The following is a 21097-nucleotide window of genomic DNA, read 5'->3' as shown; positions in this document are numbered from 1 at the left end:
ATTAACAAACGAACGTGTTTTTTTAAGAAGTTTAGGTATAACTTATCTCCAGTTATCGAACGTATAGATTTGGCTACGAAAAAAAGAAAGATAGTATATCAAAGTAACCCCGATTTGGCAAAGTTAGATTTAGGTAAAAGTGAAAGTATAGAATACAAGAACATAAAAGGAAACAAATCGAAAGGGATTTTACTTTACCCAACTAATTTTAATCCTACCAAGCAATATCCTGTTATTTACTATATATACGAGAATATGACGTATAAAGTAAATCAGTTTGCAAGTCCAACAAAACATACGGAGGACGGTTTTAACATTCTTAATTATATATTGGATGGGTATTTTGTTTTTTTACCCAATTTAGATTATCAAATAGGAAATTTAGGTGAATCAATTGTCGTGAATATAGAAAATAGTGTAGAAGAACTAGCAAGTCGATCTTATATTGATAAGAATAGATTAGGACTAATAGGGCATTCGTTTGGTGGTTATGAAGCGGCATTTATAGCAACGCATTCCAATTTGTTTAAGGCAATTGTAGCGGGTTCTGGCGTGATGGATTTGGTTTCTTGGTCGCATGATGTACAATGGGAAGGTTGGTTTAGAGAGCAAGCATGGAGGTTAGAAAGTCAGCAGTTTCGAATGAAAGATAGTTATTATACGGATAAAAATAACTATATAAGAAACTCACCTTTCTATCAGGTGGAAAACATGAAAACACCTTTATTGTTGTGGGCTGGTAAATCTGATTATAATATAAATTGGTATCAAAGCATATATATGTATATGGCAATGAAAAAATTAAATAAAGAAGGTAAATTGATTTTATTTAATAACGATGGTCATTATTTAACTCGTAAAGAGAATCAAGAAATGTTATATAATTCAATCTTAAGTTGGTTTAATACATATTTAAAATAAGAGAAAGGAGCTATTACGCTCCTTTCCTTTAAATTATGGTTGCCAATGCATCAAGTTTTGACTACATTGAGTACCATTTTTAAATTCAAATACTTCTTGAGAACCAATTGTACAACTTACAGTTCCTATGTTATTGCAAGTGGCATCTACCTGTTCACATTCTTCTAAATCATTGTAAATATATGCAGTTGCATACCCTGTAGATTCGTTAGAAGATTTCCCTTCTGTGGCAAATGCAAAAGCAACAGCCATCATTCCTACCCCAATTGGTAGCGTTTTTCTTAGAAAATTTGTTTTCATTTTGTATAATTTTAATGTGGTGACTTACTCTATTATACAGGTTTTCAGTCTTCCCCTGCGTTGCGCAACGATTTATTTTTTTAATTGGTAACGATAGATTTCATCATCAATTACAGCGAAAACAGAGTTTTGGTATATTTTAAAATCCCTAAGTTGTTGTTTAGGTTTATGATAGAGGTAAAAACTGTGGAGATAATGGTTGTTTACGAGATCATATACATCTATGATGCTTGCACTTTGGTGTTCTTCTTCAAAATTTCCCAGTCGTTTGCTGTGGATGTAGAGATAATCACCATAGGTAGCTATCGTTTCATTCACTCGAATTGTCTTTGGACCTAATCGATAGTTTTGGTCTTTTTTATAAAAAGCAACATCAAGTTCTGGTTCATTTAAAGAATCGATGCTTTTCATAACATTTTTTTCATTCATCATAGAATCAAGGATGATAATTTCATTTTTATAATAATAGACATATAAAAAAATCTGATGTTGTTCATTCCAAATGAGTAATCCATCCAAATCAAATGCTCCATTTTGTTGGCTTTTTAGAGTTGTATCGTTTATTTTTAGTTGAAATCCATCCACTGTTTTATACAATAAAGCGAGTGCTGTTTGTTTAGTTTTTTGACTTGTTACAGAAAGACCAAAATGATCATCTTTTCCAGGAACATATTGATTGTAATAAGCATTATCAATAGTTTCAAGAGAAGTCGTGTAATCATATAATATTCCTTTTTCTATAATTCCTACTGTTCCATCCCCTAAGTAGAAATAAGGGGAGTTAACGTATGTTATTATTCGTTTATAAGGGAGTAGCTCATTTTTTATTTTGATCCGATTATTAGTCACATTTTGTGTATGATAATCATAAGTTCTAAGAAATAAAGGAGCATTAGGATGAGCTAAATAAGCATAGCAACTATCAATACCTGCTATATAATATCCTGTGGATTCTAGATTGAGTGTAGTTAGTTTTTCTGCAAAATGCGGAATGTATTTACGTGTAAAAGCATTATTATATTGAGATTTTTTTTCAGATAAACCGTATATAATGGTTACACTAACAACTCCAATTAAAATAAGAAAGGATTGTTGAATGATATAGTCTTTCCATCTTTGAGAGGATTTTGTTATCCTAATGCCAATTAGAGCTAAACCTACAAATACGATATTAAAAATCAAATGTTCCGTCCATCCCATCTTTTCTAAAGCTCCACCACAAGAACAAGGAGTAAACGCCGTGAAATGTAGGATAATTACAATATAAGTAGTGAACATCACCATTAAAAAAAGTGAAATTTGTAAGGCTAATTTTCTAGTTCGCTCAAACATCAAGAAAACTGCTGTTACAAGTTCTATAGCAATAATTCCATACGATATAGGAATCGCATAACTTGCTAATAAGGGCGATTGTCCTAACTGAGTTTGAAAAGTTTCAAAATCCATCAGTTTACTCACCGCTGCATAAATAAACAAAACAATAAATAGGTAGCAGATGAGCGTTTGTATAAACGGTGCAATTTTTCTCATCTTTTAGTATTTTACGGTTAATGCTAAAACATTAAGGATTAGTGTTATACAAATTTCAGAGAAGTTATTGAGCAAGTCAATACTTATTTTTAGATAAAACAGACGATTTTTTGTTAATGCATCTCGTTTTTTAAAAATAGATATCATTTTTTGAAATACATCTCATTTTTGAGAAGTTTTAGAATTGTTCTATATAAGGTAATCTTATTTTAACCAGATTATTTGAAACCCTTTTTCTCGATACAAAATTCTTTTTAGAATTCCATTCGAAATGAAGGTTTTATTGATAAAGTGTTTTTTTAATGAATTTGAGGTTTAGTAAATACACGATTTACTTCGAAATAACAATTCATCCTTATTCCCATTTCAATAGATTTTAAATTAATTTTTTTTGACTTGGTTCAGCAACAATTCGAATGTAGATTGAATGACTTTAAGTAGTTCAAACCTGATGAGCTGTGAACAAAATTGGTGGTTGATGAATGGGAATGGCTAAGGGAGAATTTAGATTTACGTATTATGAGTTATGTATTACGAATTAGAAATATTATGTGTTAAAAAGTGTTAAATTCATATATCGGTGTATATCGAAAATGATACTTTTCTGTATCGGTTGTGTATCCGAGCAGTATCCATTCTGTATCCATTGTATATGCGTTCTGTATGGTTTGTTCGGTGTTCGTGTATCGAAAGTAGGAGTTTTTTATTTCTTTATGATTTAAGATTTTATATGTGAGACATTAGTATTGAGAGATGTGATTTCAGTTGTAAAGAGTAGTATGAAAAACACTATTCATTTATTTTTTTAGTTGTCGAATTAAATAGCTTGTTGTTGATGGTTTTATTTTTTTAGAAATGATCTATTTTTCTAAAAATTGGTGTTGTATGACAAAAAGGTAAAAAAAAGTTTTTCATTGATTATAAATGACATATGGTTTGTAGTAACTTGTTTTATATGGAAAGAGATTAGAATTTTATGAAAAGTTTATGCAGTGGTTAGTTATGGTATGAGGAATGTGGAGTGAGATAGGCTACAGATAAAATGACTAATAACTATAAAAAAATAAAAGATAGATTTAGTTTAAAAAGAAAGTATTTACCTGACGGAACCAATGGACAGCTTTGGTTACAGCAACAACTGATTTGCATTAAAATTGAATTACTATGGAAAGAGAACAAACTACGTAAATCATGTATACCAGAAGGATGTTACACAATAAAAAAGAGAAGCTCACAAAAATTTGGAGAACATTTTCTGATTACAAATGTGCCCAATCGTTCAATGATCTTAATTTATCCTGCCAATCATGCAAAAACCGAGTTGCAAGGATGTATAGCTCCAGTAACCAAATTAACAGGTGAAGGGAGAGGAGAGTTATCAAGAAAAGCATTTACAAATTTTAAAACATTAGTAAATGATAAACTTGATCGTGATCAAAAAGTGATTTTAATGATTAAAAGTAAACAACATGACAATTATTAATCGTTTTACAGCACCTACTCCTAAATTGTTCCAACAATTACGAAACATAGGATTAACCTTAGCTGCAATTGGAGGAATATTGATCGCTGCTCCTGTAGCATTACCAACAACATTGGTGACCATAGGAGGTTACCTAACAGTTGCAGGAGGAGTAATATCAGCTGTAAGTCAATTGACAGTAAACGACAAAGTTCAAAGTAATGATGATGAATAATAGTAATACATCGTTAATTGTTGGAACGATAGGAGGTACAATGACAAGTTTGGTAGCGACTATTCAATGGGAGCAACTTGTTTATACGATTTGTATGGGAATAGTTGGAGCAATATGCAGTTATGGAACATCATACTTACTGCATAAGAAAAACAACCCTTACGACGAAGATTAAGTGTTTGATTATAAATAAGATTTGGAAATCTTATTTTATTGATGTAAATTTTAAAATCATTCATTTAAGTTTCATTGAAGTAATTTTAATTATTACAGAAATGAAAAATAACGAATTACAAAGAATGGTGATTTATCCGAAAGATGTATCAATCATTACAGGAAAAGGATATAGGCAAAGTCTTCGCTTACTCAATAGAGCTAAGCAATTAATCGGAAAAGAAAAAAAGACTTCCTAACATTTGACGAATTTTTGATCGTTTTTAAGATGAAATCGTAAAACCAAAAATGAAAAAGGTTCTCAATATTTTAATTGAAAACCTTTTTCTATATAACATAGTTTTTTAAGACTTATTTGCCGATACAGAACTTCCCAAAAATTGTCCCTAATATATCTTGATCAACATCTATTTCACCTGTGATATGTCCCAAATACGTTAAAGCTTCACGGATATCCATGGCTAACAAATCCCCAGGAAGTCCCATGTCCATTCCTTGTTTGATTTTTCCAATTTGAGAAAGTGTATTTTGCAACGCTTCTAAGTGACGAGAGTTTGTAACGATTGTGTCATCCTGATTTGTTCCTTTCAATTTGATTTGATGAATTAGATTTTCTTTCAATGCATCAATATTAAATTGATCTTTTGCCGAAATTTCTAAATGAACAACATCTTTAAACTCTTGTTTAATAGCAGCTGAGATAGCCGATTCATTATTCGTTACATCAATTTTATTGGCAACATTAAACAAGATTTTTCCTCTACGTTGCAAGTCATCCAATTGATTGGCAATTTGGTTATCAGCAGTTATATTGGCATCATACAAATAGATAATAATCGAAGCATTGTCTATTTTTTCAAATGTTTTTTCGATTCCTATACGTTCTATCGTATCTCCAGCTTCACGAATACCAGCTGTGTCAATAAAACGGAACCCAACGCCGTCGATGTAAATAGTTTCTTCTATCGTATCACGTGTTGTTCCTTCAATATCCGAAACAATGGCGCGTTCTTCGTTTAATAAAGCATTCAATAAAGTTGACTTTCCTGCATTCGGTGCACCAACAATTGCGACTGGAACACCATTTTTAATTACATTTCCAAAAGCAAAAGAATCAGCTAAACGTTTTAAGATAGATTGTAATTTATTCAATAAATCATAGAATTGTGTACGATCTGCAAATTCAACATCTTCTTCAGAGAAATCCAATTCCAACTCCATCAAAGCTGCGAAATTGATCATTTGATCACGTAAATCTTTGATTTGATTCGAGAATCCTCCACGCATTTGTTTAATCGCAATTTCGTGCGAAGCTTTCGAATCCGATGCAATCAAATCTGCTACAGCTTCTGCCTGTGTTAAATCCATTTTGCCATTCCAAAATGCACGGAAAGTATATTCACCCGGATCAGCATTTCTGATACCTATTTTATTTAAAAGTTCTAAAACTTTTTGCTGAATATAAATCGATCCGTGTGTCGAAATTTCAACGACATCTTCACCTGTATACGAATGTGGATTCTTAAAAATTGAGAACAATGCTTCATCAACAATGGTATCTCCATCCATCACATAACCCAAATGTATGGTATGCGATTCGGCATCATTCAAAGATTTAGTGGCATTAAATTTTGATTGATAAATCTGAGCAACTTTAGAAATTGCTTCTGGTCCAGAAATACGAATAACCGCTATTGCGCCCATTCCATTGGCAGTGGCCAATGCACAAATTGTATCGTTGTTTAGCATAATGCAAATTTACAACATATTATGTTGTTGGAAAATTATAATTTAATTGTTAATGATTTGTGAAAAAAGTTAAAGTTTATTTTTTTAATTTATTAGAAAAAGAGAAGTATGCTTTTGTTAACGAGTATTTTAGTTGTTTTCTTTTTGGCTGGATTTCTTAAAATGGATGTTTTAACATTATTTTGGGTAAATTGATAAGACTAACTTTGCGCTCCCTAATCCATATGAAAGTCAATTAGACATACATAATTGAATTTTAAATATAATGAAAACAATTTTAGTTTCACTCACAACATTACTCTCTACTACCACAATGTTTGCCCAAGTCGGAATTAATACTGATACACCAAGAGGAGATTTAGAAGTAAATGGAGATATGGTTTCTAATCAATTAATTTTTCCTAAAAACTTAGCTCCAGTTGAGGCAGATATTAAGAAGTCTTATAATTTATTAGTACAGAATACTGTTACAAATAATATTGAAATATTAGATGTAAGAACGACAGATAATACAGGTATTGCTGCTTTGGTTACTTTTGAGCTTATTGCTCCAGAGGGAGATTGGGTTCAAAGTTTTAATACAAGAATTGATGCAAATAAATATGCTTTGGTTGTATTGAGTGGATATTTTTCTGAAAATATTACAGGAGGTACTACTATAAGTGCTTTACCTGGGGTTGGTGCTAAAGTAGTAAATAATGAATGGACATTAAATGCAGATTATCCCGCTTTAAATTCAACTGTAACTAATGGAACTCAGAAATGGGTAATCACATGTTCTATTTTTCCGAAAACTTATGTAAAAATATTCCCAGAACAAACTGTTGAAATGAATAATTCTGGGACTAATCTAAATACAGGAGGCACTCCAATATTAAATTAATAAAAATGAAAAAATTTTTAATTGTAGGTATTTTATTACTTACAACAAATATTTCGTACGGTCAAATAGGAATAGGTGTTTCTAATAGTGATTTAACTTCTGAAGAATTACAAATTAATGGAAATTTAATTATTACAAATAAAGTTGGTCAAGTAAATAAGTTAGAAGAATTACTTGAAAAAAAGACAGTTAATAATGTTGAAGTTAATACAGACTATAGAGTAGTTGCTCAAGATCCGAATCTGGTAGGAGATGTTAGTGGACAAATAAAAGAAATGTATGGTCAACAAAACGTTTTACCAATTATCATTCAGCCTTATGAAATACAGAATGTGAATGGTGATGATTTAGATGATTTAAACCTTAATATTCCATTAAGTGATTATTTTGTGGCTATCACAAATTTTGAAGCTGTTGATAATTTAAAACAAGGTTTTCCTGCTGTAGCAAGTAAAGGAAGATTTGAATACAATGCCTTTGTAGGGACAGATAATATGTGGCATGTAAAAGTTAGAAACCCTTCAACAAGTCCTGCAAATACAACTAATGCTTTTAATTATTACTTTGATGTATTAATTTATCCGAATAGATTTTTCAAAAACTTGAATTTAAAATCCTATAATTTAAATAATAGTAAAAGTGGAGATGCAGTAACACCTATAGTTGATTAAAATGAAAAATAAAATATACAGTGTAGTAATTATACTACTTACAACCATAACATTTGGACAAACTTATACTCCAGGAGTAGGAATTAATACCGATAATCCTAAAAGAACATTAGATGTAAATGGAACAACAATATCGAAAGGGAGTACTGATAAATGGTTTTTTGAGAATCCTGGAATTTATACAGGAAAATCAAATGATAGTTATTTAACCGTAATTGATAAGGATGATAACAAAATGAAAGTTTTCAATCCTTCTACAATGAGTTACGCTTCAATCAATTATGCAACGTTCAGGTTTAATAAATTACCAAATACAGGTTTAACAGAATATGACACAAAAATAGATGCTTCTAAATATCATGTGATGATTGGAGGATTTATAATTTATGGTATAGCGAGTGGTGAAACGAAAGATAGTAAAACAGTTTCTGGAACATCTACAAGAATTAATGGTAATGTGTTGTATACTTCTAGAGCATATATTGGATCAGGAAATACATGGAGATTAAAATTTCAACCAAATAATGGTATTACATTTGATCAAACTCGTATAGATTTAATTTTAAACGTAGCTATTTATAGAAAAAATCTTTTATTATCTGATACAAATGAAAAGATAGTTGTAGATATGAAAAACACAAAAACAGCAACAGCTCAAGCTCCAGCAAAAATTTAAAAATATGATAAAATAATTTTTCTACTTTAGATAATTGGCATGCTTTTAGTATTTCCATCCGAAATTGGATTTATAATGTCATCAAAAAAAAATTATGCTACAAAAAGAGGTTTTGGAATTGGTAATTTTAGAATTAAAATTGTAGATGTACTTATTGTAATATCTGCTTTGATATTACTTGCAGTAGTATTTAAATAGACAAAAAAAAGCTTCTTAATATTAAGAAGCTTTTTTTTATTTATTTTTTAATTTGAGTTATAACTTGCTCTCACAGTAATTTGAGCCGTTTTTTGGCGAGATGTAGTATTCAATGAACCTCCAGCCGAATATTCCTCATTATCATTTTTTCCTGTAATCTGAAAAATACCCAAATCGGCTTGTTTCAATTTTCCTAAACTAGCACCAGATTTTGTTGCAATATTTTCAGCGCGTTGTTTTGCATTTTCAGAAGCTTGTGCAATCAATTCAAGTTTTAAATCTTCTAATTTCGAGTAATAATAATTTGGATTAGATGAACTCAATTCGATGCCTTGGCTAATTAAAGTTGATATTTCCCGCGAAGCTTTCTCTATTTTATCCAATTCTTTCGATTCGATTGTCGCATCTTGCGAAAGATTATATCCTGTAAATTGACTTATCGAATTTCCGTTTGCATCTGTTCCGTACTGAAAATCTTTTGAAATATTTACCGCTTCAAAAACAATTTCTTTTGGATTGATTCCTTGCGAAATCAAAAAGTTTTTGACAACCGTTTGATCAGCTTTTAATTGATCCGAAGCAACACGTAAATCATAATCTTTTCGACTAAAAGTTGCACGCCATTTAACTAAATCGGCATTAAAATCTTTCAAAGCATTTCCAGTAACATTGATCGATTCAGAACTTCTGAATTTATATTTGTAGGTGTTCCCTAATATACATGTTGCAGCAATCAGTCCAACGGCTAAAATAGATGCTACAATAACTGAAAATTTATTCATAGTAATTTGGTTTTCAGTAAAAGTACAAAAAATACTAAAGATGCGTTTCACTAAAAATAGTGAGATTAAGCAATCAAAATAGGAAATTCTTGATCGATGATAAAGATGATTAAATTACCTTCTGAATAATCAATTGTAACCACATCTTCATTGGCTTTGTTACGAGTTCCTATACGAGAAAGTAAGTTCAAATCTTCTTTATTCAAAGGATATTCCAAACCTTTTGTGATAATATTTTTACATTCAGGAAAGGGGAGAAGCGAAATTGTTCTTCCAAAATAACCTTCTAATTTCGTTTCTTTTTCTGCGAAAAAATATTGGCTATAATTATCGTAGAACAAAATATTGATTTGATCTTTGAATCGATATGCTGCATTTAGATTTCCAATAAAATGATCTTGTTGACGACCACTTGCTCCAAAAACATCAACGTTTTTGAAACCTTTATCCAAAATGATTTGTAATGCTTTTGCAAAATCTGTGTCATTTTGATCTGGAGTAGAAATAACTTCTATTTCAGAAGGGAATTGACTGATTTCGAAAGAATCAAAATCGCCCGAAATAACATCGGGCGTTATATGTAGTTTTTGTAAATAACGAAATGCACCATCTGTACAAAAAATCATATCATAATTTGATGTATCAGGCAGGATAGTAGGGACTTCGCCATTCAAAAATAAAAGTGCTTTTTTATTCACCTGGAATCCATTTTACTTCTTCGTGATTATTGTCTGTGGCAATTTTTCGACCTAAAACAAATAAATAATCAGAAAGACGATTCAAATATTTTTGTAATTCTGGACGAATTTCTTCTTCTTCGGCCAAACCAACTGTCAAACGTTCGGCACGACGACAAATACAACGCGCAACATGTGCATGAGAAGCTGGTTGATTTCCACCTGGAAGAATAAAATGAGTCAATTGTTCCAATTGTCCTTCCAAATCATCAATCCATTCTTCTAATTGTACAATATCTTCTTCAGAAATAGTTTTCGGAATACGAGGTTTACCATTTGCCAAGTATAATTTATCCACTGGTGTTGCTAATTCAGCTCCAAGATTGAATAAACCTTTTTGAATGATGATAATTTCTTCCTCTAATGCTGGATCAATTTCATAAGAACGAATCAATCCTAAATAAGAATTTAATTCATCAACTGTTCCGTAAGAATCAATTTTTAGACTATTTTTAGAGACACGTGTTCCTCCATATAAACCTGTTGTTCCTTTGTCTCCTGTTTTTGTATATACTTTCATGTGATTTCAACTAATAATTATCGAAGATAAGAAAATCTTAAATATTTTTTGGTAAAAGTGGTTTAGTAAAAAAGTGATATCCGATAGCTACGATGACTAAAATAACTGTAGTGATTATCCAAAGTGTATTAAAACCGTAATCGGTAGCTATGTGAGTTCCTAAAAATGGCGAAACAATAAAGGCAATTGCTGCTGTCATTCCGTTTAATCCCATATAAGCTCCTCTGTTATTTTTTTGCGAACGAAAAGCTGTAACCGTTGACATCAAAGGTAAAACAAGCATTTCTCCAATAGACATCAGTCCAATTGCTAAGTACAACATTCCTAATGTGTGACTAAATGTGAAGATAAAATAACTAATTGCTGTGATAAATGAACCGAAAACTAAAAGTTGTGTAACTGTAAATCTTTTTTCGGTATAATGGATCAACAACATTTCGAATACAACAATGATTATTCCACTGAATCCCATTAATAATCCAATTTCTGTTTGTGTTAAATGCACTACATCTTTATAAAATAATGGAAGTGTATTTAGGATTTGGAAAAATGCAATAGAGAATAATACACAAAACAGATTGAATACTAAGAAAGGTGTATCAGTGTATGCATTACGTTCTTTTTCGACTACGGCTTTATCAGAAATATTTTCTGTGGCAGCATTTCGTTCTTTTCTTCCATTGAAAAAGACAAAGAATACAATTCCAGCAACCAAAGCGGCTCCTGCATTACAATAGAATAATAAATCGTACGAATAATTAGATAAAAAACCTCCCATTGATGGACCAATTGAAAAACCTAAATTAACCGCCATTCTATTCAACGAAAAAGCACGAGTGATATTTTCTTTCTTAGCATAACGTGTGATGGCAACTGAGTTTGCTGGACGAAACATTTCGCTAATAATACTCAAAACAAGCATAATAACAGCAAAAGATTCTACCGTTTTAAAATAAGGTAAAATCAAAAACATCGGAGCACTTAGAAATAAACTGATGGCTTGTACTTTAAAGTTTCCGATTTTATCTGTTATCCAACCTCCAAGCCAAGAACCAATTACAGAACCAACTCCAAAACAACTTAAGACTATTCCCGAGTTTTCCAAAGAAAATCCTAATTCGGAGATCATATAAATTCCTAAAAATGGTAAAACCATCGAACCCATTCGGTTCAACAACATTACGATGGCTAACATCCAAGATTCTTTCGAAAGTCCGCTGTAGGCGTCAATGTAAATTTTTAGAATTTTTTTCATCTCTCAATTTTCTTTTTAAATGCTACAAAGTTAAGTTCTTTTTTTACAAAAAATCGGTTATTTATCAAGGTTTCTGATATTCTTTGATTACTTTTGAAACCTCTTAAAAACAAATCTTACATCTATGTTGTTTTACAATTTCATTCTTAAGGTTTTAATTGTTATAAATGGGCTTGGAGCGGCATCTGGATTAGTGGTTGACAAACACCATGTTTACACGATTTCCGATGATAAAGCACATTTGTACGTTTACAATAAAAAGAAAAAAGAAGTGGATAAAGTTGATTTGAATCCAGAAGTAAAATCAAAACATATCACCAAAAAAGATAAACCAGATTTTGAAGCGATTACAAAATTTGACAATCATTTGTATATTCTTGGTTCGGGTTCTAAGGAAAATCGTTTCGATTTGATTTCATATAACATCAAAACTAAAGAGGTACAAAACGATAATTATAGTTTTCTTTTGGATGAATTTTTAAAGGTTTCGAATTTATCTAAAAAAGATTTTAACATCGAAGGAATTATTACAGATGGACATTGTACATATTTTTTCAACAGAGGAAATGGACCTGCTGGTGTAAATGGAATTTATAGAGTGAGAGGTAGGATAAATGATTTGAGAGGGAAAATAATTGATTTTTTTCCAATCACTTTGCCTAAAATTCATAATGAAACGACTACTTTTTCGGATGCTATTTTAGTAGATGGAAAAGTTTTGTTTACAGCAACAGTAGAATCTAAAAGTACAACTCAGTTTAATGGAGAAATAAAAGGTTCTATTATTGGTGAGTTAGATTTAGCTACAATGGAGGTTACACGTTGGCAAAAAATTTCGGATGATAAGAAAATCGAAGGTTTAGCGTTGTATAAAGAATCTGGAAAGAATTACACCTTGTATTTGTGCGAAGATAATGATGATGACTCTAATAAAGCGTCAATTTATATCTACAAATACCAAAAGGAAATCTAATTTTTTGAATAAAGAATTTCGAAATACGGACATCGATTTTCGATTTATTCTTAAAAAATTGTGAAAGTATTTTCAAGACTATTATATTTGTCCGTCAAAATTTATTTATCAATTAAACATTATGCGAGGAAGATGGCTCATTGCAGCATTTGCAATTATTTTAAGTCTCTTGTGTATCAGACAACTAAGTTATACTTGGTACACAACTAAAGTGGAGCATGAGGCGGCGCGCTTGGCGAGTAAGCCAGAAGACGAACCAAGAATTTTAGATAGCTTGGCTCAGCATCCTCTTGATTTGGGAATTATTAAGTACGATTATGGGTATGCCAAAAACAATGAAATCAATTTAGGATTAGATTTGAAAGGTGGTATCAACGTAATTTTACAAGTTTCTGAAAGAGATTTAATCGAGAATTTATCAGCGAAAAGTCAAAACCCTATGTTGGCAACGGCTTTGGATGCTACAGATAAAGCTCAAAAAACAAACGGTAACGTACCTTATGTCGAATTATTTTTTCAAGAGTTTGATAAAATAAAAGGAGGAACAAAATACGCAGCTGCAGATTTGTTTGGAAACAAAAACAATGCAGATAAAATTGCGTACAATGCTTCTGACGATCAGGTAAAAGAAGTAATCCGTAAAGATATCGAAGCTAAAGTTGCAACAGCTTATGATGTAATTAGCTCTCGTATTAATCAATTTGGTGTTGTTGAGCCAGTAATTCAACGTTTAGGTGATAAAGGTGATGGACGTATCTTGGTAGAATTACCAGGTGTTTCTGACACTGACCGTGTAAAAAAATTATTACAATCTACAGCAAAATTAGAGTTTTGGCAAGTTGTTCGTCAAGATCCTACAGTTTTACAATATTTTTCTAGCGTTAATACAGAAAAATATAATGTAAAAAATGAGAAAGGACAAACAATCAAAACTTTAGCAGAAGTTATGCAACCAGCTGGTTCTAACGCAAGTTTTGTTGTGAATGTAAAAGATACTGCTGTTGTAAACCGTGTGATGCAAGACAAAGGTTTTGTACCTGGATTACCAGCAAACATTAGAGGATACAAATACTCTTGGGCGAATAAGCCAATGAATTTAGGTAAACAAGCAAATGATAAATCTGCTCCTAAATTATTAGAGTTTTATGTCTTAAAAGGTAAAAATGGAACGCAAGAACCATTAATTGAAGGAGATAAAGTAGTTTCTGCTGCTGGTGAACGTAATCCTGGTTCTCTTACAAATGAGCCTGTTGTTACAATGCAAATGAATCAAGTTGGAGCACAAGAGTGGTCTCGTATTACAGACGAGTTGAAACCTGCAGGTCCTGGACAACCAGGTCAAGGTGTTGCAATTGTATTAGACAATATGGTGTATTCTGCGCCAAACATCAGTAATCAAATTACAGGAGGTAATTCTGTTATTTCTGGAAACTTTACAATTGACGAAGCAAAAGATTTAGCAAACATTTTACAAGCAGGTTCTTTACCAGCTTCATCTAAAATCGTTTCTGCTGAGGTTGTTGGTCCATCATTAGGACAAGAAGCAATCAACAGTTCGTTAATCGCTTTTGGTTGTGCATTTGCATTAGTATTAATCTGGATGGTGTTTTATTACAGCCGTGCAGGTATTTATGCTAACGTTGCATTAATCGTTAACTTATTATTCTTATTAGGATTCTTAGTATCACTTAAAGCTACATTATCTTTACCAGGTATTGCCGGGATTATCTTGACATTGGTAACAGGAATGGATGCGAATATCTTGATTTACGAACGTGTAAAAGAAGAATTAAGAAAAGGAAAATCATTACGTCAAGCAGTAGATTTCGCTTATTCATGGAAAGGTGCTTTCTCTGCAATTATCGATGCTAACTCAACATCATTTATCACGGCATTAATTTTATTCTTCTTTGGTAAAGGTCCTGTTGTAGGTTTCGCAACAACGTTTATGATTGGTATTTTTACATCAACATTTACAGCGATTTTCATTACACGCTACTTTGTAGAAGGACGTTTAGCAAAAGGAAAATCTGTTCCTTTCTATACACATTTTACAGCGCACTGGTTACAAAATATTAAAGTTGACTTATTGAAAACAAGAAAAATCTCTTATGCGATTTCAATTGTTTTAACAGTAGTTGCTTTAATCTCTATCTTCACAAAAGGATTTGATATGGGTATCGAATTCCAAGGTGGACGTACATATACAGTTCGTTTTGATAAACACGTAGATCCGCAACAAATTTCTGAAAGTTTGGGTGATGTTTTCGTGTTAGAAGGTGAAAAAATGATGCCACAGGTGAAAACGTATGGTGGTCAAAATCAAGTAAAAATTACAACAGCATACAAAGCTGATGAAGACGGAACAAATGTAGATGACGAGATCAAAGATAAATTATATACAGGTCTTAAATCTTATCTACCAGCGAATATGTCTGAAAAAGATTTCTCTGAAGATAATGCTACAATAGGTTTAATGTCTTCTGCAAAAGTAGGTCCTACAATTGCCGATGATACAACAAGAGCTTCTTATATAGCGGTTTCTTTAGCATTAGTTGCAATTTTCTTCTACTTAATTGTGATGTTCAAACGTTGGCAATTCTCATTATCAACTATCATCGCATTAGCGCATGACGTGATTATTGTATTAGGAGTTTTCTCTTTATTCAAAGGAATTTTACCTTTCAACATGGAGATCGATCAAGCATTTATCGCGGCGATTTTGACGGTAATTGGTTATTCGATGAATGACTCGATTATTATGNNATCTTGGATCGTATTCGTGAGAATTTAACAGTTGAGAAAAACCACAACTTGTACGATATTATTAATATTTCTACATCAGAAACATTATCACGTACAATCAATACGTCTTTATCAACGTTCTTAATCGTATTAATCATCTTTGCATTTGGTGGAGAATCAATCAAAGGATTTATGTTTGCGAAATTAATCGGTATCGTAATTGGTACATTCTCGTCTATTTTCGTTGCATCTCCTTTATTGTATGACTTTACTAAAAAAGGTCAAATGAATAAATAAGATTCAAATTTTAAATAAATTTTAAGAAAGCCATCAAAGAAATTTGATGGCTTTTTTTCTTCTACTAAATTTAGATTTTATACATTTGTTTAGTGAATAGTTTAGTAATATACCCAGCGTTTTTAGACTTCCAGGAAGTCGTGATTATTATGGTGGTTGCTGTAGTGATTTTTGGACCAGATAAAATTCCAGAAATTGCTCGTGGTTTGGGAACTGCTGTGCGCAAATTAAAAGAAGCATCTGAAGATATCAAGCAAGAAATCATGAATCCTGTTCAGGATGTTGATCCTACAAAAGAGATTCAGAATACCATAAAAGAGTTAAATCCAATGAATGAAGTCAAAGATTCTTTTGCGAAAATCAATCCAATGGAAGATTTTCAGAAATCATTTGACGAAGTTCGTAATCCAGTAGATGAAATGCATCAAGCAATTCATCAAGATAATACAGTAAATGCAGCGTTGAAAGATGATGCACCAACTATGAAAGCTGTAGATCCTGTACAGGATTTGGAATTGGATGTGCAAGAAACAACAGAACCCGTTATAGAGAATGTAGTTGAGCCAATTGTGGAAGAACCTGCGGTTGTTGTAGAACCAAAATCTGTAGACGAAGCATTAGGTTTAGGCGGATCAGTAAGTAGATAATGATACAAGATTATTTTGATTGGGACGTACAAATATTTTTGTATTTCAATAATTTAGGGAACGAAAAATGGGATTGGTTTTGGTTAATAGTTACCGATAAAAAAACATGGATTCCGTTGTATGTCATCTTTCTCATCTTACTTTATGTAAAACTTGGTTGGAAAAAAACCTTGTTAGCTGGAGTTTGTATAGCACTGATGATAACATGTGCAGATCAATTTACAAATATCTTGAAAAATTCTTTTCAACGTTTTCGTCCATGTTACACCGAATCGATTCAAGGATTATTTCGCCCAATAGATTGTGAGGGGAGAGGTAAATATGGTTTTACTTCGGCACATGCATCTAATCATATGGCGATTGCAATTTTTATAGGAATATTGCTAAGACGCTATTACAAATGGTTACTTTATGTCTTACTTGTTTGGGCGTTAATGGTTGCTTACAGTAGAGTTTATGTTGGAGTACATTTTACGGGTGATATATTTTTCGGAACACTAATCGGAATATTTTTCTCGATTCTTTTCTTGAAATTGTATTATTTCTTAGAAAAAAAATATTTGAAGAAGAATTAAATGTATATAAATTCAGAGATTTGCTTATCTATTTTATTTGCAGGTTCATTGATTTTAGGAATTAGAAAAATAAAAAAAGAAAAACATTATAATAGTATGTCAATATTGAAAAGCTATAAAGATGCTTTTGAATTTTTTGTGATTTCTACATTAACCTTTCTATTACTTATCTTTGATTTTTTCGGAATAATTCATCTTGATTAGTATAAATTAAAAAAGTCTATAACAATTTGTTATAGACTTTTTTAATGGGTAAAATAATGTACAGCAATCCAATTATGTAAAATAGAAATTAGATTACTCTAAATTCTCGTCCAACTTCTTTGTTTTTTTCTTTGATTTTTTCGCTTTCTTTTTGGCTAAAAACGAATTTAAATCATCATCAATTTCTGTTGAATCTTCATCACCCAAAAGATAACCCCAAGGTTTTAATTCAGTCACATTATCAAAAACAATTTTCATCAACGCAAGTATTGGAATCGATAAAAGCATTCCCATAATTCCCCACGTCATTTCTCCAATTACTAATCCAATAATGACAATCAATGAATTGATTTTTACTTTAGAACCTACAATTTTTGGCATCACTACATTTCCATCAATTGCATGAATTGCAATAAATGCAATTAAAACAAAGAACAATTTTGAAGCTGACATTGTAGCAAATGTGATTATTAGCGTTATAATTAACGAAATAACAATTCCTACATATGGAACAACATTTAGAACGCCAGTTAAAATAGCTAAAACAAATTTGTATTTAAGTCCAAGAATAGAAAATGCAATAAAAGATAAAATTGATACGACTAACATTTGTAAAAATAAGCCAATCAAATATTGTTTGACCATTTTTTGAATAGATGTAATGACATTATAAACCTGATCGTGTGTATTTGAATTGAATGCGTAATATAAAAATTTTACCAAATGACGACGATAAATCAACAAGAAAACAATGTATAAAAAGGTGAACAAAACTGTAACAGCCATCGATGAAACAATCGAAATTACTTTTTCGATTACAATTGTACTCGTTTCTATAGTGGTTTTGACATTCTTTGTCAAATATTCCATTTGCGCATGCGAATTAACACCAAATGTATGATGAATCCAATCTTGCAAATTCATAAAAGCTTCTATGATTTGTTTCTGAAATGTAGGCCATTCATTTGCTATTTCCGCCATTTGTATAGCAATCAAATAGAAAATTCCTAAGATAAATGCTGCAAAAAGCAAGGTGGTAATGATACTCGAAATAGCACGCGGAATGCGTAAATATCTTTCAAAAAATGCACAAACGGGTGCTAATAATATTGAAATTAAGAAGCCTAATATTAATGGAACTAAAATTCCTTTACCTATTATTGAAATAAATGTTAAACAAATGATTGACAATAATGTGCAAGTTAGTTTTAAATAAAAAGGCCATTTTCTAATGACTTCCATAATTATGAGTGTTTTATTTTGACAATTTTTTAGATAAGTTGTATAAATATAGTTTTATTTCTTAAGATTTTATTTGAATCTTACGTTTATTTCAATAAAAAAAACCACGTTATAAAAACGTGGTTTTCAGAATATAGTGAAAAATATTATTTTTTCTTTGCATTTTTGCTTTCGTCAACGATGGTCATTTCATCAATCAAACGTTGCGCATTAGCATACTTGTCAACTACCCATAAAATGTAACGAGAGTCCACCATAATATTACGACAAATCTCTGGATCATAATTTAAATCTGACATTGTTCCTTCCCAAACACGGTCAAAATTCAATCCGATTAATTCTCCTTTTGCATTCAATGCAGGAGAACCAGAATTACCACCAGTTGTATGGTTTGTTGCAATAAAGTTTACAGGTAATTTTCCGTTTTTATCGGCGTATTTTCCGTAATCTTTTTTGTCATATAAACTCAACATTTGTTTTGGTAAATCATACTCATAATCACCTGGGATATATTTCTCCATCACACCTTCCATGTGCGTTACAGGCTCGTAATAAACCGCATCGCGAGGTTGGTAACCATCAACTTTTCCGTAAGTTACACGTAAAGTAGAATTCGCATCAGGGAAGATTTTTTTGTCTGTAAAAACATCCATTTGCGCTTTCATATACGTACGCATCAACTTGTTGATTTTATCTTGATTCGCTAAATATGTAGGCGTTACTTTTGTTTGATTTGCATCTAAAATCAAACGAATTTGAGCAATTAAAGCATCTTCTTTTAAGGCTTTGATAAACTCAGCATCATTTTCAGCTAACGCTTTGATATTTCCTAAAATAGATTGACCGTTAATTTTTTTCGTTCCGTTGATTATCGAATTTCCTAAAGCCGTTTTGATATTTGCAGCAGTTGTAGTTGGTAATAAATTTTGAGGAACAACTTTGAAATAATTATCCGCCAAATCAGAAGAAATAGTTTTGTCTAATTCAGGATTATAATCCTTGTGCATAGACGCAACTGTATTCAACGCTTTTGCTTTAGTTTCAGCATAATTTTTTTGTCCAACCGCATTCAAAATATTGTTCAATGTTAACGCCATTCTGAATGTTTCTGAATTTGAGAAAAACGTTTCAGAATACATTGTGTACGCTAAAATATAATCTTGATTTGCTTTATTAACTTGATTTAATTCAGAAATAATATTCGAATATTCACCTTTTAATTTAGGATTTTTCGCAATACGATTCATAAATTCTTGCTCGTATTGTTGACGTTTTTCTACAGCTTTCGAACGATTTAATCCTAAAACTTCACCAATCCATTTTTTGTGTGAATTTGAAATACGCGCTTGTTTAGAAGCATAAGCAATACGAGTTGCATTGTCTTCACGCATTTTTTTATCAATGTGAGATAACGCAATCGTACGTACATTAATACGCGCAGGATTGATGACATCTTTTATTTGCTCGATAGAAGAAGCTGGTAAATATTCGTCTGTTGTACCTGGGAAACCATATACAAACGTGAAATCATCCTCGCTAATTCCCGAAATATTAATAGGTAAGAAATGTTTTGGTTTATAAGGAACGTTTTCTGGAGAATAATCTGCAGGTTTGTTATTTTTGTCTGCATAAATTCTAAACATCGAAAAATCTCCTGTATGACGTGGCCAAACCCAGTTGTCTGTGTCATTTCCATATTTTCCGATTGCAGAAGGTGGCGCACCAACTAAACGAACATCTTTGTATGTTTCTGTCGTAAATTGGTAATATTTATTTCCTTTGTAAAAAGGTTTGATAAATACTGAACGATAAGATTCTGTCTTAGTTTTTGCATTAAAATCTTCAATATTTTTCTTGATGATTTTGTTACGATCTTTCTCCGACATATTATCATTAACACCAGCTAAAATTGCAGTAGTTACATCTTTAATATCTACAATAAAAGTCGCTGTTAAACCTTCGTTTGGTAATTCGTCTTTCAACTCTTTAGCCCAAAAACCATCTGTTAAATAATCATTTTCTAAAGATGAATGTGCTTGGATTTCTCCATAACCACAGTGATGATTAGTTAGTAATAAACCATTTGGAGAAATAACTTCTGACGTACAACCGCCACCAAAGTGAGCAACTGCATTGTTGATACTTTTATCTCCATTACTGAAAATGTCTTTTGATGAGATTTTCAATCCCATGTCTTTCATTTCCTTTTCATTCAATTCTGTTGGAATCCACATTCCACCACTTTGTTGTGCAAAAACGCTAAAGTTTGCAAACAAAGCCATTAAAATAGATCCTTTAACGAATAGTTTCTTCATTTTTAT

General features: G+C 31.4%; 22 protein-coding genes. 13 read left to right on the top strand and 9 right to left on the bottom strand.

The annotated features are described in order from the left end of the window. Positions 1-921 (top strand): alpha/beta hydrolase family protein (locus tag B4H69_RS04285; protein ID WP_291092853.1); only part of this gene is annotated, 921 nt, incomplete at its 5' end. A gap of 33 nt (positions 922-954) precedes the next feature. Here the strand turns inward: B4H69_RS04285 and B4H69_RS04280 are convergent. Both B4H69_RS04280 and B4H69_RS04275 read right to left on the bottom strand, forming a co-directional pair. Then, a complete protein-coding gene (locus B4H69_RS04280; protein ID WP_147279993.1) occupies positions 955-1221 on the bottom strand; it encodes a DUF6520 family protein in 267 nt (88 codons plus the stop codon). 72 nt (positions 1222-1293) lie between these two features. After that, the gene (locus B4H69_RS04275) at positions 1294-2751 is read right to left on the bottom strand and encodes a MauE/DoxX family redox-associated membrane protein (protein ID WP_115000478.1); all 1458 of its coding nucleotides are present in this window, start codon (positions 2749-2751) and stop codon (positions 1294-1296) included. 1042 nt (positions 2752-3793) lie between these two features. Between B4H69_RS04275 and B4H69_RS04270 the strand changes: the two genes are divergently transcribed. The 4 genes from B4H69_RS04270 to B4H69_RS04255 are packed head-to-tail and all read left to right on the top strand — an operon-like array spanning position 3794 to position 4861. After that, positions 3794-4234: a DUF5675 family protein gene (locus B4H69_RS04270; RefSeq protein WP_052217425.1), complete on the top strand. Its 441-nt coding sequence runs from the start codon at positions 3794-3796 to the stop codon at positions 4232-4234. Next, positions 4221-4448 (top strand): hypothetical protein, encoded by a 228-nt coding sequence (locus B4H69_RS04265; RefSeq protein WP_038330403.1) that lies wholly within the window; start codon positions 4221-4223, stop codon positions 4446-4448. The genes B4H69_RS04270 and B4H69_RS04265 overlap by 14 nt, the downstream gene beginning before the upstream one ends. Then, positions 4441-4623 carry a hypothetical protein gene (locus B4H69_RS04260; RefSeq protein ID WP_181816305.1) on the top strand — a complete coding sequence of 61 codons (183 nt, stop codon included), beginning with the start codon at positions 4441-4443 and terminating at the stop codon, positions 4621-4623. The genes B4H69_RS04265 and B4H69_RS04260 overlap by 8 nt, the downstream gene beginning before the upstream one ends. 4 nt (positions 4624-4627) lie before the next feature. Beyond that, positions 4628-4861, top strand: a complete 234-nt coding sequence (locus tag B4H69_RS04255; protein ID WP_291092847.1) for a hypothetical protein — start codon at positions 4628-4630, stop codon at positions 4859-4861. 112 nt (positions 4862-4973) lie between these two features. Here B4H69_RS04255 and mnmE read toward each other — a convergent pair whose 3' ends face one another. After that, positions 4974-6371: a tRNA uridine-5-carboxymethylaminomethyl(34) synthesis GTPase MnmE gene (mnmE, locus tag B4H69_RS04250; RefSeq protein WP_038330407.1), complete on the bottom strand. Its 1398-nt coding sequence runs from the start codon at positions 6369-6371 to the stop codon at positions 4974-4976. Positions 6372-6636: 265 nt separating this feature from the next. Here mnmE and B4H69_RS04245 point away from each other — a divergent pair, with 265 nt between their 5' ends. The 3 genes from B4H69_RS04245 to B4H69_RS04235 are packed head-to-tail and all read left to right on the top strand — an operon-like array spanning position 6637 to position 8601. Continuing rightward, positions 6637-7254, top strand: a complete 618-nt coding sequence (locus B4H69_RS04245; RefSeq protein WP_180906615.1) for a hypothetical protein — start codon at positions 6637-6639, stop codon at positions 7252-7254. A gap of 5 nt (positions 7255-7259) precedes the next feature. Then, the gene (locus B4H69_RS04240; RefSeq protein ID WP_038330412.1) at positions 7260-7925 is read left to right on the top strand and encodes a hypothetical protein; all 666 of its coding nucleotides are present in this window, start codon (positions 7260-7262) and stop codon (positions 7923-7925) included. Between the two features lies 1 nt (position 7926). Beyond that, positions 7927-8601, top strand: a complete 675-nt coding sequence (locus B4H69_RS04235; protein ID WP_038330413.1) for a hypothetical protein — start codon at positions 7927-7929, stop codon at positions 8599-8601. Positions 8602-8846: 245 nt separating this feature from the next. Here the strand turns inward: B4H69_RS04235 and B4H69_RS04230 are convergent, their stop codons facing one another. The 4 genes from B4H69_RS04230 to B4H69_RS04215 all read right to left on the bottom strand — a co-directional run bounded on the left by B4H69_RS04230 (position 8847) and on the right by B4H69_RS04215 (position 12093). Next, positions 8847-9581 (bottom strand): SIMPL domain-containing protein, encoded by a 735-nt coding sequence (locus tag B4H69_RS04230; protein WP_180906616.1) that lies wholly within the window; start codon positions 9579-9581, stop codon positions 8847-8849. Between the two features lie 65 nt (positions 9582-9646). Further along, a complete protein-coding gene (locus B4H69_RS04225) occupies positions 9647-10279 on the bottom strand; it encodes a thiamine diphosphokinase (RefSeq protein WP_038330416.1) in 633 nt (210 codons plus the stop codon). After that, on the bottom strand, positions 10272-10838 hold the full coding sequence (locus tag B4H69_RS04220) for a cob(I)yrinic acid a,c-diamide adenosyltransferase (RefSeq protein ID WP_038330418.1): 567 nt from the start codon (positions 10836-10838) through the stop codon (positions 10272-10274). Before B4H69_RS04220 ends, B4H69_RS04225 begins: the two co-directional genes overlap by 8 nt. Positions 10839-10875: 37 nt before the next feature. Continuing rightward, a complete protein-coding gene (locus B4H69_RS04215; RefSeq protein WP_038330420.1) occupies positions 10876-12093 on the bottom strand; it encodes an MDR family MFS transporter in 1218 nt (405 codons plus the stop codon). 124 nt (positions 12094-12217) lie between these two features. Between B4H69_RS04215 and B4H69_RS04210 the strand changes: the two genes are divergently transcribed. The 5 genes from B4H69_RS04210 (at position 12218) to B4H69_RS04190 (ending at position 17330) form a co-directional block, all read left to right on the top strand. Continuing rightward, positions 12218-13066 carry a DUF6929 family protein gene (locus B4H69_RS04210; protein WP_038330421.1) on the top strand — a complete coding sequence of 283 codons (849 nt, stop codon included), beginning with the start codon at positions 12218-12220 and terminating at the stop codon, positions 13064-13066. Between the two features lie 121 nt (positions 13067-13187). After that, positions 13188-15860, top strand: coding sequence for a protein translocase subunit SecD (secD, locus tag B4H69_RS04205; protein ID WP_291092842.1), 2673 nt, complete (start codon positions 13188-13190; stop codon positions 15858-15860). A gap of 20 nt (positions 15861-15880) precedes the next feature. After that, a complete protein-coding gene (locus B4H69_RS04200; protein WP_291092840.1) occupies positions 15881-16108 on the top strand; it encodes a hypothetical protein in 228 nt (75 codons plus the stop codon). A gap of 92 nt (positions 16109-16200) precedes the next feature. Further along, positions 16201-16755, top strand: coding sequence for a twin-arginine translocase TatA/TatE family subunit (locus tag B4H69_RS04195; protein WP_236688155.1), 555 nt, complete (start codon positions 16201-16203; stop codon positions 16753-16755). Beyond that, the gene (locus B4H69_RS04190; RefSeq protein ID WP_038330424.1) at positions 16755-17330 is read left to right on the top strand and encodes a phosphatase PAP2 family protein; all 576 of its coding nucleotides are present in this window, start codon (positions 16755-16757) and stop codon (positions 17328-17330) included. Before B4H69_RS04195 ends, B4H69_RS04190 begins: the two co-directional genes overlap by 1 nt. A 297-nt stretch (positions 17331-17627) precedes the next feature. Here B4H69_RS04190 and B4H69_RS04185 read toward each other — a convergent pair whose 3' ends face one another. Next, the gene (locus B4H69_RS04185; protein WP_084106808.1) at positions 17628-18776 is read right to left on the bottom strand and encodes an AI-2E family transporter; all 1149 of its coding nucleotides are present in this window, start codon (positions 18774-18776) and stop codon (positions 17628-17630) included. Positions 18777-18922: 146 nt separating this feature from the next. Next, on the bottom strand, positions 18923-21091 hold the full coding sequence (locus B4H69_RS04180; RefSeq protein ID WP_291092837.1) for a S46 family peptidase: 2169 nt from the start codon (positions 21089-21091) through the stop codon (positions 18923-18925). Positions 21092-21097 lie beyond the last annotated feature (6 nt).

It is taken from the genome of Empedobacter sp. UBA6745 (assembly GCF_002453775.1).
GTDB classification, from domain to species: domain Bacteria; phylum Bacteroidota; class Bacteroidia; order Flavobacteriales; family Weeksellaceae; genus Empedobacter; species Empedobacter falsenii_C.
The sequence above is the reverse complement of the archived record's forward strand: the minus strand, read 5'-3'. Positions and strand labels throughout refer to the sequence as shown.